The sequence below is a fragment of the Mesobacillus sp. AQ2 genome, from assembly GCF_030122805.1.
GTDB classification, from domain to species: Bacteria; Bacillota; Bacilli; order Bacillales; family Cytobacillaceae; genus Mesobacillus; species Mesobacillus oceanisediminis_A.
Genome location: NZ_CP126080.1, coordinates 182,642 through 200,936, shown reverse-complemented (window position 1 = coordinate 200,936; position 18,295 = coordinate 182,642). Strand labels below are relative to the sequence as shown.

Annotated in this window: 15 protein-coding genes, 1 pseudogene and 1 riboswitch; of the genes and pseudogenes, 5 read left to right on the top strand and 11 right to left on the bottom strand. The window is 45.1% G+C overall.

Going from position 1 to position 18,295, the window contains the following annotated elements:
• Positions 1-17: 17 nt before the first annotated feature.
• The 7 genes and pseudogenes from gyrB to QNH36_RS01075 all read right to left on the bottom strand — a co-directional run bounded on the left by gyrB (position 18) and on the right by QNH36_RS01075 (position 6,996).
• Positions 18-1,936 (bottom strand): annotated as a pseudogene (gyrB, locus tag QNH36_RS01105) (DNA topoisomerase (ATP-hydrolyzing) subunit B).
• Between the two features lie 127 nt (positions 1,937-2,063).
• The gene (locus QNH36_RS01100) at positions 2,064-2,504 is read right to left on the bottom strand and encodes a MarR family winged helix-turn-helix transcriptional regulator (RefSeq protein ID WP_283904478.1); all 441 of its coding nucleotides are present in this window, start codon (positions 2,502-2,504) and stop codon (positions 2,064-2,066) included.
• Between the two features lie 151 nt (positions 2,505-2,655).
• Complete coding sequence (locus tag QNH36_RS01095; RefSeq protein WP_283904477.1) at positions 2,656-2,793, bottom strand: hypothetical protein; 138 nt, start codon at positions 2,791-2,793, stop codon at positions 2,656-2,658.
• A gap of 139 nt (positions 2,794-2,932) precedes the next feature.
• The gene (locus QNH36_RS01090) at positions 2,933-3,574 is read right to left on the bottom strand and encodes an L-fuculose-phosphate aldolase (RefSeq protein WP_144481222.1); all 642 of its coding nucleotides are present in this window, start codon (positions 3,572-3,574) and stop codon (positions 2,933-2,935) included.
• A gap of 230 nt (positions 3,575-3,804) precedes the next feature.
• A complete protein-coding gene (mtnK, locus tag QNH36_RS01085) occupies positions 3,805-5,025 on the bottom strand; it encodes an S-methyl-5-thioribose kinase (protein ID WP_144481223.1) in 1,221 nt (406 codons plus the stop codon).
• 143 nt (positions 5,026-5,168) lie between these two features.
• Positions 5,169-6,404: an ATP-binding protein gene (locus QNH36_RS01080; protein WP_251544818.1), complete on the bottom strand. Its 1,236-nt coding sequence runs from the start codon at positions 6,402-6,404 to the stop codon at positions 5,169-5,171.
• A 391-nt stretch (positions 6,405-6,795) separates the two neighbouring features.
• Positions 6,796-6,996, bottom strand: a complete 201-nt coding sequence (locus QNH36_RS01075) for a cold-shock protein (protein ID WP_023626356.1) — start codon at positions 6,994-6,996, stop codon at positions 6,796-6,798.
• Between the two features lie 720 nt (positions 6,997-7,716).
• Here QNH36_RS01075 and QNH36_RS01070 point away from each other — a divergent pair.
• The 5 genes from QNH36_RS01070 (at position 7,717) to crcB (ending at position 12,230) form a co-directional block, all read left to right on the top strand.
• Positions 7,717-8,778 carry a M14 family zinc carboxypeptidase gene (locus tag QNH36_RS01070; RefSeq protein ID WP_144481225.1) on the top strand — a complete coding sequence of 354 codons (1,062 nt, stop codon included), beginning with the start codon at positions 7,717-7,719 and terminating at the stop codon, positions 8,776-8,778.
• A 134-nt stretch (positions 8,779-8,912) separates the two neighbouring features.
• Positions 8,913-10,703, top strand: a complete 1,791-nt coding sequence (locus QNH36_RS01065) for a CocE/NonD family hydrolase (protein ID WP_144481226.1) — start codon at positions 8,913-8,915, stop codon at positions 10,701-10,703.
• 157 nt (positions 10,704-10,860) lie between these two features.
• Positions 10,861-11,298 carry a protein-tyrosine phosphatase family protein gene (locus tag QNH36_RS01060; protein WP_283904476.1) on the top strand — a complete coding sequence of 146 codons (438 nt, stop codon included), beginning with the start codon at positions 10,861-10,863 and terminating at the stop codon, positions 11,296-11,298.
• A gap of 67 nt (positions 11,299-11,365) precedes the next feature.
• Positions 11,366-11,427, top strand: a riboswitch (Fluoride riboswitch).
• A gap of 60 nt (positions 11,428-11,487) precedes the next feature.
• Entirely contained in the window at positions 11,488-11,865 is a 378-nt protein-coding gene (locus QNH36_RS01055) for a fluoride efflux transporter FluC (RefSeq protein WP_283904475.1), read from the top strand.
• Positions 11,862-12,230 (top strand): fluoride efflux transporter CrcB, encoded by a 369-nt coding sequence (gene crcB, locus QNH36_RS01050; protein ID WP_144481229.1) that lies wholly within the window; start codon positions 11,862-11,864, stop codon positions 12,228-12,230. Before QNH36_RS01055 ends, crcB begins: the two co-directional genes overlap by 4 nt.
• 144 nt (positions 12,231-12,374) lie before the next feature.
• Here the strand turns inward: crcB and glmS are convergent, their stop codons facing one another.
• The 4 genes from glmS to cdaA form a co-directional block, all read right to left on the bottom strand.
• On the bottom strand, positions 12,375-14,177 hold the full coding sequence (glmS, locus tag QNH36_RS01045) for a glutamine--fructose-6-phosphate transaminase (isomerizing) (protein ID WP_283904474.1): 1,803 nt from the start codon (positions 14,175-14,177) through the stop codon (positions 12,375-12,377).
• Between the two features lie 668 nt (positions 14,178-14,845).
• Complete coding sequence (glmM, locus tag QNH36_RS01040) at positions 14,846-16,195, bottom strand: phosphoglucosamine mutase (protein WP_144481382.1); 1,350 nt, start codon at positions 16,193-16,195, stop codon at positions 14,846-14,848.
• A gap of 37 nt (positions 16,196-16,232) precedes the next feature.
• The gene (locus tag QNH36_RS01035) at positions 16,233-17,465 is read right to left on the bottom strand and encodes a CdaR family protein (protein ID WP_144481381.1); all 1,233 of its coding nucleotides are present in this window, start codon (positions 17,463-17,465) and stop codon (positions 16,233-16,235) included.
• On the bottom strand, positions 17,458-18,285 hold the full coding sequence (gene cdaA, locus QNH36_RS01030; protein ID WP_144481380.1) for a diadenylate cyclase CdaA: 828 nt from the start codon (positions 18,283-18,285) through the stop codon (positions 17,458-17,460). The genes QNH36_RS01035 and cdaA overlap by 8 nt, the downstream gene beginning before the upstream one ends.
• Positions 18,286-18,295 lie beyond the last annotated feature (10 nt).

Below are 18,295 nucleotides of genomic sequence, written 5' to 3'. Positions count from 1 at the left end.
AAGATTCGTTCCATTTTTTATACATCCAGATTCCTTACATATACAGCATTTTCCTCAATAAATTGGCGTCGGGGTTCAACCTTATCCCCCATCAATAAGTCACATACCTCATCGGCCTCCCTGGCATCATCCAATGTGACTTGAAGCAACGTCCTAGTTTCCGGGTTCATGGTCGTTTCCCATAATTGTTCCGGGTTCATTTCTCCCAGTCCCTTGTACCGCTGCAAATTCGGTTTTGGTGTGCCTGGCAGTGACGCCAATGTGCTTTCCAGTTCAGCATCATTGTAAGCGTACTGTATATTCTTCCCCTGCTGGATTTTATATAATGGAGGCTGGGCAATATAGATATAGCCCTTTTCCAGTACAGTTCTCATAAATCGATAGAAAAATGTCAGCATGAGGATTCGGATATGCGCTCCGTCTACGTCTGCATCAGTCATGATGACAATTTTATGGTACCGTGCCTTTGAGATATCAAAGTTTTCCCCAATTCCTCCGCCGATTGCCTTGATCATTGTCCCAATTTCGGCATTTTGGAATATCCGGTCCATCGCGGCTTTTTCAACGTTCAGGATTTTCCCCCTGAGTGGCAGGACAGCCTGGAAATGGCGGTCACGTCCTCCCTTTGCAGACCCGCCAGCAGAGTTTCCTTCCACAATGTACAATTCACTAATGGATGGATCTTTGGAAGTACAGTCTGCAAGCTTACCCGGAAGTGTTGAAATTTCCAAAGCGCTTTTTCTTCTCGTCAATTCACGCGCCCGCTTGGCAGCAATTCTCGCTTTTGAAGCAAGTGAACATTTCTCGGCGATTCTTTTTGCGATTGCAGGATTCTCCAGCAAAAACAGTTCAAGCCTCTCTGAAAAGATTGTATCGGTTGCTGATTTCACTTCAGAGTTGCCAAGTTTTGTTTTGGTTTGTCCTTCGAATTGCGGGTCTGGGTGCTTAACCGAAATGACAGCAGTCAGCCCTTCCCTGACGTCCTCCCCGGAAAAATTAGCTTCATTCTCTTTTAAGTTTCCGTTTTTCCTTGCGTACTCGTTCATCGTTCGGGTTAAAGCTGTTTTGAATCCCACTTCATGGGTTCCACCTTCATGTGTATGAATATTATTGGCGAATGAATATAGCATCTCCGCATACCCTTCGTTATACTGAAGGGCAATTTCCAAGGATATCCCTTTATGTTCACCTTCTATAAAAATCGGTTCATGAATTACGGTCTGCTTTTCATTTAAATGCTCAACATAAGACCTAATTCCACCCTCATAGTAATATTCATTCTTTCGCTGTTCACCGCGCTTATCAGAAATCGTGATCATAATCCCCTTATTCAGGAAAGCCAGCTCACGAAGTCTTGATGAGAGAATGTCATAATCATACTCAAGCGTTTCTGTAAAAATTTCACCATCCGGTACAAAGTGAATGGTAGTGCCGGTATGGTTTGTTTCCCCTACTGTTTTTAATTCCCCTTGAGGGACCCCGCGGACAAAACTCTGGTAATGGATCTTTCCCTCCCGGTGGACATATACCTCGAGTAATGAAGATAAGGCATTGACGACAGATGCCCCGACACCGTGCAATCCCCCAGATACTTTATACCCGCCCCCGCCGAATTTGCCGCCAGCATGGAGTACGGTCAAAATGACTTCGACGGCCGGTTTTCCTTCCTTCTCATTAATTCCAACCGGGATACCCCGGCCATTATCCGTAACCTTAATACTATTATCTTCTTCAATCGTGACGTGGATCTCATCACAATATCCTGCAAGGCTTCATCCACGCTATTATCCACAATCTCCCAGACCAGATGATGCAATCCCCTCCCGGATGTTGAGCCAATGTACATTCCGGGCCGCTTCCGGACAGCTTCAAGCCCTTCCAATACCTGTATCTGATTGGCGTCATACGCCTGCTCTTGAACTCCTGCTTGTGTCATGCAAATGTAATCCCCTTCACGTTCCCTATATCGTACATAATAGGATTAATTGTCAATAAAGTTGACAATTAAAGTGTATTAAAAAACCCTCTTATTGTCAACTTGATTGACAATAAGAGGGTTACTTTTAATCATCCAGATTCCAATCCATCTTCAAAATTTCTTTAAGGAGCCTCACTTGCTCAGACCCGATTTTTTCTGTTATTTTCTTTTCCAGGCCAGCCTTGAGCATTTCATTTTTTTCATAGCATTCTTCGCCAAGAGTGGTTAGCCTTATCCATTTTTCCTTCTTGTTATTTTCCAGGTTGTTGACTTCGACTAATCCTTTTTCAGCAAGGTTTTTGATGAATTTATGTATGGCCTGACGGGAAATTTCAACATTTTTATTAATATAAGAAATGGTTGGCTGCTTTTTATAAATCCTCGCCATGATATACCATTCAGAATTTGAAATATAAATATCACTCTGGTTGTTCCAGGCTTTCTCTGATATTTTACGAAGAAGCGTATGACGCTCACTCACTAGATCAACCAGGTCTAAATTTACTAATTCAGAGTTTACACTCAATGGACTCACCTCAATCCCTTTTCTTCTCCACTACTATACAACAATTGCGGTCAGGGACAAACATTTTTTTACCGGTGATTGAATCAGTCTTTTCCTCTAATAAAAAAGCAGCCCAATTCCTTTGGACTGCTGCGGGTATGTATTCATGTAGTTAACTGAAATTGTCGATGAAAAAGATGACGAGAAAAACGATGAAGGCATAAAAACTAAGATGCAGCAGCACAGTAGTGAAAAAATCCTTCAATTTATCAAATGAAAAAGGTTCACTCTTTCTTGTCCTTGCTCTCATAGCCAGCCTGTCCCCCTTAGCAAAACTACCCAATAAGTCCATTTTTTTCTTTTAATCATAGCATAATCCAGCTTGTTTGTGGCTGATAATTTACAAAGCAGCAATTTAAATCCAAAAGAATAACCCTCTAAGAAGAGGGTTATCTTTGGCCATATGTTTTGAATTTCTCTGACAATCGAGCCATTTCTTCATCTGAAAGCAATGTTGGCTCACCTATCGCTTTGGCCTGGTAAAAAATCTGGGCACTGAATTCGATTTCTTCCGCGACAGTGAATGCTGTTTCGATATTATGCGCTCCGGCAATCAATCCATGATTCGCAAGCAGGACCGCCCTTCTGTCCACCATGCCCTCAAAGGCCTTTTCCGCCAGCTCTTTCGTCCCGAATGTTGCGTAAGGAGCACATCTTACATTCGGGCCGGCAAACGCCACCAAATAGGATACCGGCGGAATATCCCAGCCCAGGGCCGAGATTGTTTTGGCATATGGCGAGTGGGTGTGGACAAGCGCGCCTATATCTTCGCGGCGCTGGTAAAAAACCAGATGCATATCCAGCTCGCTCGATGGCTTCTTGCTCCCATCAACAACCTCGCCATCCAGATTAATGACCACGACGTCTTCAGGCTTCGTTTCGAAGTAATCAATCCCGCTTGGACTGATGGCAACCAGCTGCTTTTCCCGGTTGAAAATGCTGATATTACCGCCAGTTCCCTTTGTGAGCCCACTTGTGATGATTTTCTTGCCGTACTCTACGACTTTCATCCGTTCTTCCAGAAGCAACATATTCTGCGCCTCTCTTTCCCTAAGGCTGTTTTCGTAATGATTGTTGTTAAAATCCTAAAGCCGATTTTAACGTATGATTAGGCATTTTGCTGGTCGGTATCTAGTTGCAAGCTCTTTTCTCGTCTAAATCGTCCATTTAGCGAAGTTACCTAGGTCATTCAATGCATTTTTACAGCAAATAGCTACAAAGTTTTAGAAAAGAGCCTTCCCTAAAGATTGGAACGGTCTTATTATCGCATATTATAGCTTGATGCTGAATCCTTTAATACTTGTAAAAACTGTTCACCTGTTTTGGAGGCAGCTGAATTCAGGATGAACTGCTTCGCCGCTGTCAGGCAGATTCTCTCGGCTGTTACGCGCTGATGTTCATCGGCAATGGAAGTTAAATCCTTCACTTTTGCCAATCCCGCAATACGGCGGATCATCTCCATTCCCGTAACTGCCGCTGTATCCTGGAGAACAGCGTCCAGGTACCAGCGGTCGAAACCCTGCTCCTTGGCCATGATTTCCGTCACGTTTTCCTTCCAGCTGGTTAGGAATTTCTCGGTAAATAGATCGACTGTATCCTTGATCGTCTGCTCCAGCCATTCGCTATACTTCTCGTCAGCATTCGTCACATATGCCCTTGTCCACGCAAACATCAGGTTGGCAATCACGTTTCCTGCGTCATATCCCATTGGCCCGTAGAACGCGAACTCCGGATCGATTACTTTTGTAGAATCTTCTTTTACAAAAACAGAACCAGAATGAAGGTCGCCATGAACAAGTGCCTGGGCATTGGTCATGAACGCAAACTTCAGCTTGGCTGCTTCGAAGCGCAATTGATCGTCACCATAGATGTTCTCCTCAATCCACTCCTTATTGGCAGGAAACAAATCATTACGGCTGTTATGGTCTGTAAAAGGTTCTGAGTATACGAGGTCCTCAGAAATTTCGCATAATTCCGGATTGATATAATCCTGAACAAGTGCCTTCTTTGCTTTATGCTCCATGACTACATCGGAAGTCAGCAATAGTGTATTCACCATGAATGTCGTCAGGTCATCCGCAAGCCTGGGAAACATTCTTCCCTCATTGAGAGCCGTACGCAGGATTGTATGATCAGAAAGATCCTCCATCACACAGCAATTCATTACATCATCATACAGGTACACATCAGGCACCAATCCCGGAGCCAGCTCACCCTCAAGCTTCAGCACATTCGACTCGATCCGGATGCGGTTGGTTGACAGCTTGAACTCGTCGGAAATCCTCGCCGTATCCCCAGCCTGTTTGACAATCAGTGATTTCCCGGTCTGTTCATCGCGAACACGGAACACATAGTTCAAATTTCCATCGCCTATTTCATCACAGCTTAAATTCGCTTCTCTATCAAAAAAGTCGGTCTTTGCTTTTACATAAGGAATGACCTCATCTGCATTCATCAGAAAATACGTATTAAAATTTGTCATGATGTCCATTACCCCTTCCCGTGGAACAATTATAGAAATCTTTTAAAAATTATTATAGCTTAAGATTGTATTTCGGGGCACTAAAATTCATCTGGAATCATAAAAAGAAGACAGCTTTCCTGCCTTCTTTACAAGAAATTTTATTACCCGCAAGGCAGAAGGATTGTGAAGGTCGTGCCCTTGCCTTCTTCACTCTCGACATTAATTTTGCCTCTCATTCTTTGGACGATATCATAGGAGATCATCATCCCGAGGCCGGTGCCTTTTTCCTTTGTTGAGTAATAAGGGTGACCGATCCGGGCGAGTTGCTCCTTTGTCATGCCGATGCCCTCATCACGGAACTCGATCCTTACATTATCCTTGTCAACCTTGGCGATGATGAAAATACTTCCGCCCGAAGGCATTGCTTCAATCCCGTTTTTCAGGATATTGATGAATACCTGCCTGAGTTCATGCGCATCTCCCTTGATGCAGAGATTCTTATCGATTGCTTCTACCAATTCTGTATTGCCGAGATGGGAATAGGATCTCATGAACGCAGTCGTTTCTTTCAAAATGGCACTCAGGTCGATTTGATCCATCGATCCTGTATTTGGTTTGGCCAGCGCCAGGAAATTATTGATGATTGTCTGGGTTCGGTCAAGCTCCTGAAGAGAAATGGTAATGAAGAGATTCTGGTCGTCACTCAGGTTCCTTTCTCCCTGCAGGACTTGCATGAAGCCTCTGATTGTCGTCATCGGGTTACGGATTTCATGGGCAACCGATGCAGCAAGCTGACTGATGGCCGAGAATTTCTCCGCCTTGTGAAGTTCATGCATAAGCTTGAGCTGTAAATTGGTCATTTCAATGATATATATGAATAGCGATAAGGCAATGAATGAAACGAGCGAAAAGACAACCAAATACATGTAGTCGCCTGCATGGCCAGATTTAATCAATGCAGCAAGCCTTGTAGCGGTAACTAAACCATAGACAAAGAGCCCAAACGCGATTCTCCGATTGACCGTCGATGTTTTATAAGGCTTCTCAATCGCAAAAAACAGAATGATGATAACCCCGTAATTGACGGCTACAATCGGCAGTCTTTCTATCTCAACCAGGCTTTGTAACAGCAGCAGCACCATTGCAATTAAAAGCCCATCCGTCCTGCTTAAATAAAAGAAGGCAATAAAGACAGGAATCAGCTTAAAATCGAACTCCATGCCGCCATGGAACCTGACAGGCAATGCCATTGTGACCAACAGCGTCGCCAAGATTGCCATTTTAAAGATTTGTTTCTTATATACCGAGCGCTTCTGCATCCACAAAAAGTTATACATGAAGCCGAGTGAGAGTATGATGAAAAAATGCAAGATCAAATCTTTAATGAAATCTATCATTTTATCCCCCGGAATTCTTATGATTAAGAATAATGACCTATATCTATTATCCACCTGACTTAACGATTCTTCAACGGAAAATTCTGAAATTATCAGGTTTCTTCCAAAATTTTAAAATAAACTTTTTTCACAGTGCCTCTAAATCTTATGCTATAATGAAAACAACCATTGCTTTACCAAAGTAAAAACCCCACTCGTTTCGAGTGGGGTTTTTTGCTATGTTTATTAGCTCTGTTATCGTCCATTGGTGATTTTTGTATAGACAGGACAATTCATAACTTTTCCGTTTAGTTTTCAACACTGTCAGATCAACAGTCTAGTTCACCAGAATCAAATATAAAAAAACAAGCCCTGATCAAATCAGGACTTGTTTGTATGGGCTAATCCGTTATTATAGTTTTGTAACGTTAGCTGCTTGTGGTCCACGAGCACCTTGCTCAACGTCGAAAGATACTTCTTGGCCTTCTTCAAGAGTCTTGAAGCCTTCGCCTTGGATAGCTGAGAAGTGTACGAATACGTCTTCTCCACCTTCACGCTCGATGAATCCGAAACCTTTTTCTGCATTGAACCATTTTACTTTACCGTTTTCCATTTTTGTTGCCTCCCAGTGTGATATCCACACAATTTGTTACTATTCTTGTCTCAGTGATATCCAGGCGAATCAAGCAGTGCATGTTCTTTCCTTGCATACCGAACAAAAATAATTCTCCCTTAGAATAACAGAATTAAAGGCATAGTGCAAGCGTTAAGGGAGTTGGGAAAATTAGGAGTGCCAAAAAAACGGTTATGGATTAACAAATGGGGATCATGAAAATGTGATATAATAAAGGTAACATGAAAGGGCGTGGCTAATTGAAAAGCGCAAGCAACCTTTATAAATCTGGTCAATCTGTCAGTATCAAAGAAACCGGCGAAACAGTGACAATCATGAAGTCTCAATATGTGAAAAACATGAAAAGATATTCATACACTGTCAAAGAACATCCCAGCACTTTTTATTTTGAGGAGGAGCTGGAGAAAAGCTAGAAGCTGGTTTCCTTGCTTCTTTTTTTTTTGATTATACGCTCCATGTCAACTCCTAAGCGTGCGCCTTTTAGCACGCTTTTTTCATCACGATTTCCTCTCCAATCACATCCTGATCGATCACTAATTACTTTTTTCCTATTAAACCCTTATTAGGCAAAAATAAACTCTATCTAAACTACTTATTTAGCAACTCGAAATTTGTCTATTAAATAGGCATCTTACTCTATTAACCGTTTTTATAATATTCCGTAAAATAGAGTTGAATCTATTAATAGGAGGAATGACAATGACTTTGAAGAAGAAGGTTCTTTCCGTATCCTTATCAAGCATGATGGCATTAGGCGCCGTGACTGCAATAGCTCTGCCGGCAGGTGCTGTCGGTAATGGGCCGAATACCGGCAATGGATCCATCCAGACATCGATTTTGCATACATATGAGAGTTTAGTTGATTACCTGAAGACCCAGGATGCCAAGCAGGAGGCAATGGAACTGGAGGTGATTGGCCAGACGGTGAAAGGCCGTGATATTTACATGGCTAAGTATATCTCCAATCCTGAAAACCCAACCATCTTGTTCCTGACCCAGCAGCATGGGAATGAGCAGCTGACAACCGAGGGAGCGATGGAATTCATCAAACATCTAGGTACTGCTAAAACGGGCGGTGTACTTGAGAATGTGAATGTTCTTGTCATCCCAATGCTCAATGCAGATGGCGCAATGGGCGATGTCGACTTCTCACTTGAAGACTATCTTGCTGATGGCGACCGCCACCTGACTCGCTATAATGCGAACAAGATTGACCTTAACCGTGAGCATGATAAGGTAACCAGCGAAATGCAGCCTGAAGCCCGTGCGCTTCATGAAAATGTTTTTGCTAAATATGATATCGATTACATGATCGACCTCCATCACCAGGGTACCCTCAGCGAAACAGAAGGCGAGCTTGTTTCAGGTTCCATTTTGTATCCTACGAACGAAGCCGTGAAGCCAGAGGTACTAGAAGGCTCGAAAAAGCTCGGCTCAATCGTATACAATACCCTTGAGGAAAAAGGCTGGGGACATATCGGGAAGTATGTCGGCGGCAACGGAGCGAACATCGGCCGTAATGGCGCGGCTGTCCGCTATGATATTTCAACACTCCTGTTCGAAATGCGCGGAATGTCCGATCATTATTACGAGCCTTATGCATTAGGGCAAAAGAGCAATGGCTATCTGATCAAGCAGACGATCACCACACTTGATGCAACGGTAAAAGCCATTGCTGATGGCTCGATCGAGACAGCTGATACGAGCTTCTGGGATACGCTTCCTGAGCAGTCAAACAGACAGAGTGAGGAAGACGAATAAACTTTTCAACAGTGTGGCCCCTCGGGGATCACACTGTTTTATTTTGTCATCGAACAGAACACGACATTTATAGGGATAGGAGCGGTGCCTGTGGTTTCGTATGATAAAAGTAAACCTTTACAGGAGGCCAGCTGATGAAACTCATTCATTTTGCCATTGCTGTCATTATGTTGTTCGGCCTTTTCACAGGACCCGTCTCTTCCCAGGCTGCCGTTACAGGCTCTGAATGGGAAGACACCATCTACGAACGCCCGGAACAGTTTTCAAGTTTTACCACAGAAAAAGATGTTTTCATTACGATGAGGGATGGCGTTATTTTAGCGGCTGACGTCCACCTTCCTGATGGACCGGGACCGTTCCCCGTCATTCTTACGCAAACCCCTTATAATAAGAATGTCAGCAGTACTGAAAACCTTAATGAGTATTTTATTAAACGCGGGTATGCACATGTGGTTGTTGATGTCCGCGGAACCGGTGCCTCCCAGGGGGCCTGGGATTCATTTGGCGAAGCCGAACAGCGTGATGGCAAAGAACTCGTCGAATGGGCAGCATCCCAGCCATGGAGCAATGGCAAGGTTGGACTGTACGGCTCCTCCTACCGGGCAATCAACCAGTTGTTGACCGCAGCTCAGCATCCCGATGGCCTGGAAGCCATTTTTCCGATTGTCCCGATGGGTGATATGTACCGTGATATCCTTATGTCCGGAGGATTAATCAACACTGGCTTCATCCCACTCTGGCTCGGGCTTGTAACAGGCAGCGGCCTGCTCCCCCCTTCCTACACTTTATCGGACCCAATCATGGGAACGACCCTACTGTTGAGCCATACCGGACAAACGCTCGGCTTTCCAGTCAGCACCCTCAGCTCGGCGATTACGGGCGGGGAATTTGCATACGATGGGCCCGCCGCACAGCTGCGCTCGCCATTGGCGGTAGCAGATCAAATTAATGTTCCTGCATTTTTTACAGGCGGACTTCATGATCTGTTCCAGCGCGGCACGCCGCTCCTTTATGAAAAATTAAAAGCAAATGGCGTACAGACCAAACTTCTGATGGGCAACTGGACGCACGGCAATTATGGCAGCGGCTTGCCTGCGGACAATGTACCTGCCCTTGACCAGCTGGCCTTACGATGGTTTGACCAGTATTTGATGGGCATCAACACTCAAATCAATAAAATTCCTGATGTCACACAGTTTGTGTTAGGCGAAGGGGGCTTCGAGGTTCAGCCTGGATGGCCGCATAAGAATGTCGCCGCCCAAAAATTTTACCTGCGCAGCGGCAATCTGTTGACGAAAGAGAAACCTTCCTATGCTGAGCCTTCCCGAACAATGCTTCAGCAGCCGTTGAATGGCATTTGCTCGGGAAGCACGAACCAGTGGATGGCCGGGATTCCGGATGCCCTTCCTTGTACGAAGGATAATCGCCTGACGGAAATTACGGAGCTCACCTATACGACTCCCCCGGCAAATGCTGATCTTCGCGTGTCCGGTCCGATTGCCGCGAAAATTTTTGCGAGTACAACCGCGAGAGACCTTGTACTGTCTGTGCGTTTAACGGATGTAGCGCCGGACGGAACTTCGAACGAGATTACTGCAGGCTGGCTCGCCGCCTCGCACAGGGCAGTCGACGACAGCAAAAGCCGATACCTTGATGGAGAAAACATTCAGCCATGGCACCCTTTTACGAGGACCGCAGTGCAGGAAGTCAAACCATATGAAGTGATGGAACTGGACGTTGAAATCTTCCCTAGCAACTTTGTCATCAAAGAAGGCCACAAACTCCGTGTCGCCGTCGGTCCAAGCGACTTCCCGCACTCGATGTCGCCGCTGCCTCAATTGTTGGATCAGCTCGGCGGAGTCGCGACGATTTTAAATAACTCTAAATATCCTTCCTCTATTGTTTTACCAGTGGTGGAAGAATGATTGATGATGCCCGCCTGTGGATTGGCAGTTTTGGGGTACAGATCTTTCGTAAACCTTGTTTACTTAAAATCAAGTTAATTACCGGCGGAATCTTTCTCAAGCACCAAAGACTCCCTTTCCTAATATGAATAAAATAGGTAAAGGAAGGAGAATCATATTGAGCATTACGGAAATGATTCCAGGAAGAATTTATGTTGGCGGCAGGATTTCTCCTGAGGATTGGCGCTTTATTGATCAGCATATAAACGCGATTGTAAATCTGCGAACGAAGCCTGACCGGCCGCCGTTTGATTTTTCTCATCGTGTCATGATTTGGATGCCAATCACCATTAAGGTGACTCCGAGTATTACATGGGTGGAAAACCTGATGGCCCATATAAATCTATTAGTTAAACAGGGGTATTCCATCCTTATTCATGATACGTATGGATATCAGCGGCTTGGATTTGTCATTACGGCCTATTATATGCAGCGCTTCCGAATGAACCGCGAACAGGCATTGAATACAGTGCAGAAAATCAAGCCGAATATACAGCCTACCGTTAATTACATGGAGTTGCTCGCCAGGTATGAAAACCATCTTGGACTTTGTTAATTGAAAAAATTTGATAATGACACTTTTAATCTTTTTTCAAATGGTTTATAGTGTTAGTGCAGAATCCGTTTTCACAGGTGATGGAGTTCACCTTTAACCGCCTGAATGGCTAATGACTCCTGCCAGTTGTTTGATCACTGGCAGGAGTCTTTTTGTTTTGGGTAATCTAATAAACATGGAGGGATATGGATGGTATATTTGCTTGTTGGGGCGGCAGGTTTTCTCGGAGCCTCCCTGCGTTACTTCGTTGGTGTTTTCTTTTTTCACGAAAGTACCGTTTTTCCGTTTGCTACTCTTACGGTGAATCTGTTGGGAAGCTTTTTGCTGGCCTGGCTGACAACAGGTCTATTTATCCGTATTTCCTTGCCTTCACATATTAAAACAGCGTTGGGAACAGGCTTTGTCGGTTCCTTTACAACGTTTTCAACTTTGAGCGTGGAAACTGTCAATCTGCTTCTTCAAGGAAAGCTTGTGCTTGCATTTTTATATATTGTGGCGAGTATATTTGGCGGATTATGGATGAGCCGTTTAGGATTCCAGGTAAAGAAGGGAGTAGGAACTGAATGACGGTCAATCATATTCTGATGGTTGGAATCGGAGGCTTCTTCGGAGCCATCTCACGGTTTTGGATCAGTCAAGCGATTAATAAAAGAATCCGGCCCAAGATTCCCGTTGCCACACTGCTCATCAATTTATTGGGCTCCCTGCTGCTTGGCATCATGGTCGGTTTAGGATTGAATGGCAATCTATTTATGCTGCTCGGAACGGGTTTCATGGGAGCCTTCACCACTTTTTCAACCTTCAAGCTTGAAGGAATACAACTCCATATCGAGAGAAGGAAAAGGGAATTCTTCCTGTACAACTTCTTTAGCTATGGAGGCGGCATCCTGCTGGCTTTTATCGGACTTCAGCTTGGTTTATGGCTGGCATAAAAAACGGCACAAATCCGTTTGGATTTAAAACCCTGGTGATCAACGGCAGGGTTTTTCCTTTGCCAAGAAATAGACTTGAAAGGAAAAAAACCTGGCGAGAAGATTTCTCTCACCAGGTTTTCAGAACAAAAGCAAAGTTATTGTTTATTCAACCGTAACTGATTTAGCCAGGTTACGCGGCTTATCGACGTCACAGTCACGGTGCAGCGCTGCGTAGTATGAGATCAACTGCAGCGGGATTACTGAGATAAGAGGTGTTAATAGGCTGTGCACTTCTGGGATGACGAAACGGTCTTCGTCTGTTTCCAGTCCACTCATGGAAATGATGCACGGGTTTGCTCCGCGTGCTGCCACTTCTTTGACATTTCCGCGGATGCTCAGGTTGACGAATTCTTGTGTTGCAAGGGCGATGACTGGTGTGCCTTCTTCGATCAGCGCGATTGTTCCATGCTTCAGTTCTCCGCCTGCGAAGCCTTCCGCCTGGATGTACGAAATTTCCTTCAGTTTCAATGCGCCTTCAAGGCCTACGTAAAAGTCGATTCCGCGTCCGATGAAGAATGCGTTTCTTGTCACAGTCAGGTATTCGCGCGCGATGCTTTCGAATTCTTCTTTGTCGTCGCAAAGAGCTTCCATTGCATTCGCAACAATTCCTAATTCCTGAACAAGATCGAAGTCAACTTCATGGCCAAGACCGCGGGCTGTTACTTCCGCTAAAATCGCAAGAACAGCAAGCTGTGCTGTATAAGCCTTAGTGGACGCAACTGCGATTTCCGGGCCAGCGTGAAGAAGAAGCGTGTAATCTGCTTCACGGGATAGTGTTGAACCAGGTGCATTCGTAATTGTAAGCGCCTTGAAGCCCATTTCCTTCACCTGAACAAGAACCTGGCGGCTGTCCGCAGTTTCTCCGCTCTGAGAAATGAAGATGAATAATGGCTTTTCAGATAGAAGCGGCATGTTGTAGCCAAACTCGCTTGAGATATGGACTTCAACAGGGATCTTCGCCAATTTTTCGATGAACTGCTTGCCGACAAGGCCTGCATGATAGGAAGTACCTGCAGCGATGATGTAGATACGGTCTGACTGGTTCATCGCAGCAACGATGTCAGAATCGATTTCAAGTGCGCCTTCTCCATCCTGGTAGTTCTGGATGATTTTGCGCATCACAAGCGGCTGCTCATCGATTTCCTTGAGCATATAGTGCGGGTATGTTCCCTTTTCAATGTCGCTTGCATCAAGTTCTGCAGTGTAAGGAGTGCGTGAAACTACTTCGCCTTCAAGGTTCTTGATTGTCACTTCATCCTTAGTGACAATCACCATTTCCTTGTCCATCAGTTCAACGTACTGGTTTGTTACCTGAATCATCGCCATCGCATCACTAGCGACTACATTGAAGCCTTCGCCAAGGCCGACAAGAAGCGGGCTCTTGTTTTTCGCCACGAAAATCGTATTTTTGTTTTGCTCGTCTATAAGGGCAAGTGCATATGAACCATGTAAAAGTGTCAGCGTTTTACGGAACGCTTCTTCTAAGTTCAGACCTTCGTTTACGAACAAATCGATCAATTGTACGATAACTTCAGTGTCTGTTTCACTTTTCAATTCGACATTCTGCAAATACTCGCGCTTCAATAGATCATAGTTTTCGATGACGCCATTGTGAACAAGAGTCAGTCTGCCTGTTGAGCTCTGATGAGGGTGAGCGTTCACCTTGCTTGGAGGACCGTGAGTAGCCCAGCGAGTATGACCGATTCCAGCGTTAGCCATTACTTCGTTGTCCACTGCGTCGCGAAGATCCGCAATGCGTCCTTTTTCTTTAAAAACGTGAACTCCATTTTCATTCATGACCGCGATTCCCGCAGAATCATATCCTCTATATTCAAGCTTTTCCAGGCCTCGCAATAAAATCTCTTTCGAGTCGTTATTTCCAATATATCCAACAATTCCACACATAACTTCTTTTCCTCCTGTACGACAGGGGGCAAGAAGCCTCTTATATAGGGGCAGCTTGCCCCCTTATCTCATATAATTAGTCCTGAGGTCGACTTCACAAAGCCAATCCTCGTTAGTTTTAGCATCCCCATCTCTTTGTCCATTAAGTTGCCCTAATGTTTTAAAGATGGAATTCGCGGCTGTGCTTTCAGCCGGGAGGCATCCGCCGAAACTTCGATAAACCTCCACCTCGTCAACTAATCCACTTTTCCGGTCAAGGATTAGTCCTGGCGCTTTAGTTTTCCATTGTTTTACCTCTTCCCACCTTTCGATAAATTGTTTTCAAGGCAAAAATCAGCCATTAACAAAAACAGGATAATCATACATGATACTGATACATCCGTCAATAGAAAACAAAGGAAAACAGCCTTCCCCTACAAATACCCTTTAAAGGACGGCTAAAACTCCCTTCACAAGAAAAGCGTAAGCGCCTTGTTCGCCCTGACAAGCGCTGGAGGGCCGATCAGTGAAGTCGCTTTTTGACTTCATTGGGCGGACCGAAGCGACTCGAAGGGCTAGGCGCTGGAGCTGGACACTTCTCTAAGTGAAAAAATAAACTTTCTCTATAAATAAATATGCATAAGGGCTCTTTTATGTGCCGAAACCCTTATGCATATCGCCTGTTTTCCTTATTCTTTTAAACCCATTTCTTCTTCCACAACCGCTGCGATTCGGTTCACGTATTCCTGGCAAAGTTCTGCAGTCGCTGCTTCAGCCATCACGCGCACCAATGGTTCTGTTCCGGAAGGACGGACCAGGATCCGGCCATTGCCGTTCATTTCCGCTTCTACCTGTTCAATTACTTCTTTTACCTTCTCGTTATCCGTAACGTGATGCTTATCCGTCACACGGATGTTAACAAGAACCTGTGGGTACTTCTTCATTTCCCCAGCCAGTTCGGAAAGCGGCTTGTTTGTTGCTTTCATGATGTTGGCAATCTGAAGACCTGTCAAAAGTCCATCTCCAGTTGTGTTGTAGTCAAGGAAGATGATATGGCCGGATTGCTCGCCGCCAAGATTATAGCCGTTTTTCTTCATTTCTTCTACTACATAACGGTCACCAACAGCTGTCTGGACGCTTTGCACACCATTTTCCTCCAGGCCTTTGTAAAAACCAAGGTTGCTCATCACAGTGGATACAACCGTCCCCTGTTTTAACTGTCCGCGTTCCTTCATGAATTTACCGCAGATATACATGATCTGGTCGCCATCAACGATGTTCCCTTTTTCATCAATCGCAATGAGGCGGTCGCCATCTCCGTCAAAAGCAAGACCAAGATCTGCTCCTTTTTCCTTCACGAATTCTGCAAGAGCTTCAGGGTGCGTCGATCCTACGCCGTCATTGATATTCAGGCCATTAGGGGATGCTCCCATCGTTGAAGTATCCGCATCAAGGTCGGCAAACAAGTGGGTTGCCAATGAAGATGTAGCTCCATGTGCGCAGTCCAGCGCGATATGAAGACCTGTGAAATCTTCATCAACAGATTGTTTTAGATATTGAAGATACTTCTGGCCACCCTCGAAGTAATCATTCACCTGTCCAAGATCAGCACCTACCGGACGAGGGAGCTCATCAGCCTCCATGTCCATCAATTGCTCAATCTCGTTTTCCTGATCATCAGAAAGCTTGTATCCATCGGGTCCAAAAAACTTGATCCCGTTATCTGCTACCGGATTGTGCGATGCAGAGATCATGACTCCTGCCTGTGCGCCAAGTGCCTTAGTTAAATAAGCTACTCCAGGAGTCGAAATCACACCGAGCCTCATAACTTCCGCTCCGATTGAAAGCAGGCCGGCAACAAGAGCCCCCTCGAGCATATGGCCAGAGATACGTGTATCACGGCCGATCAGCACTTTTGGCCGATCGTGCTCCTTTGTCAGGACATACCCTCCGAAACGGCCAAGCTTGAAAGCCAGTTCTGGCGTCAATTCGCTGTTCGCAACTCCACGTACTCCATCTGTACCGAAATATTTACCCATCCTTTAAATCTCTCCTTGTATGAAAAATTGCAGTCAATTATGCTTCTTTTTTCGCAATTGATATACTGGCTTTTTCTTTTGCCAGTTTCCACGTTATATTTTGAGGTGCCGTCACCTTCATAGCGACTTCGTGAGTCCCTTCCGCCAACTTCGATACATCAATCAAAACATTAAAATCATCAGCAGATAGTGCAGAGACGAGATCGCTTGGTCCTGAAACCGTCAACTTTGTTTGTCCGTCTGTAGGATCAAGAAAATCTATTTCATAGCCCTCATCCATCCCATTAATTTCAATTGGGACATTGGATATGGTCTTCTCGGAAGCCTTCGTGACGTTAACGTTCACTTTTACCAATTCTGGTGAAACCGCGACGATACCTTCCCCAATAATGACCGGCAGAGTAAGTTCCGTATCCTCTTCGATTTTGCTGACATCCACTTCCACTCTGACCCTATCAACCTTCTCAAGTACATCCGGGTCAGCGAGGATTTCAGCTTCCTTCGTGTCCAAAGTGATTGAATCAATGGTCACGCCACTTGGAGGATTGCCTTTTCGGACAATATCAATCGGTACCTTTTTGCTGGAGCTCTTTACCGGGATAGTCACTTCAACCACACCAGGCTCCACATTGACATCCAATTTATTCATGTCTCTATCCAGGGCAAGGACACTTGCTTCCCGCGTGATTGTATCCGATATTTTTCCGGAAGAATTCACTGTTGCTTTTACATAGGTGATTCTGTCGACAATATCCTTGGCACCGGTAATTTGAACTTTATTCGGTTTTACAGTTGGCTTCTCGGCAATATAGCCCTCTTCGACTATATTTCCGCTGAATTCAGCTTCGACGCTGAATTCCTTCGTCACCTTCTCCTGGATGGACACATTGGCATAACCAGGATCGATGGTGACCGTCAGCCTTTCGGATACATCTTTGATTGTGATGGGAACACGCTGGTTTCCCATTTCAGCATCCGTCAAATCGACGAACACTTCAAAATTCCTTAGTGTTTTTGCCTGCTGAACCAGGTTTTTCGGTCCCTGGAGCGTAACAGTAACCGTCTCGGGAACACCTGATACGACTAATGTATCGGTATCATAAACCCTTTTTACCGGTACGTCTTCAACCGTTGCCACCTTTTCATCAGATGGGACGTTCACATCCCCGGGCTTATTCGGGTCGTTTTTAGGAACAGATCCAAATAGCAGCACGGCAAGAACAAGGGCAACTACTTTTATGAACCAAGGATTATCCATCCATCTATCCATTTTTCTTCCCCCTCCAATTCCAGCGGGTAGAAGCTGCCTGCTTGATTCTTGATGGTGAAATCAACTCGGCAGTGAGCAGTTCCCTTAACGTTTCCCCGCTCAAGTCCCTGTATAGTTCGCCATTCCGTGTGACCGAAACACTACCTGTTTCCTCGGAAACGACGATCGTGATACTGTCGGTTACTTCACTGATTCCGAGCGCGGCCCTGTGCCTTGTGCCCAGCTCCTTCGAAATGAATGGACTCTCTGACAAAGGCAAATAACAAGCTGCTGCCGCAACGATATTTTTCTGTATGACAACGGCTCCATCATGAAGCGGTGTATTCGGAATAAAAAGGTTAATCAACAGTTCAGAGGATATTCTCGATTGCAGCTGGATGCCTGTTTCTATGTAATCACTCATTCCTGTTTCTCTTTCAATTGAAATCAATGCCCCGATCCGGCGCTTCGCCATATAATCGGTCGACTTGATAATGGCCTCCACCATCTTTTCTTCGTCTTCCTCTTCCTGCAGTCCAGATCTGGCGAAAAGCCTTCCTCTGCCAAGCTGCTCGAGTGCCCGCCGCAATTCGGGCTGGAAAATGATGATAATGGCCAGGAATCCCCAGGTCAATACTTGTTCCATCATCCAGCTGAGCGTATTTAACCCGAAGTAATCACTGACAAACTTTACGATCAGGATGACAAAGATCCCTTTCAAAAGCTGGACAGCCTTCGTCCCTCGAATAATCGCGATCAACTTATAGATGACGAACCAAACCAGGAGAATGTCAACAATATTAGCTAGATATTCCAAAAAATCGAAATCCGCAAACGACATTGCACTTCCT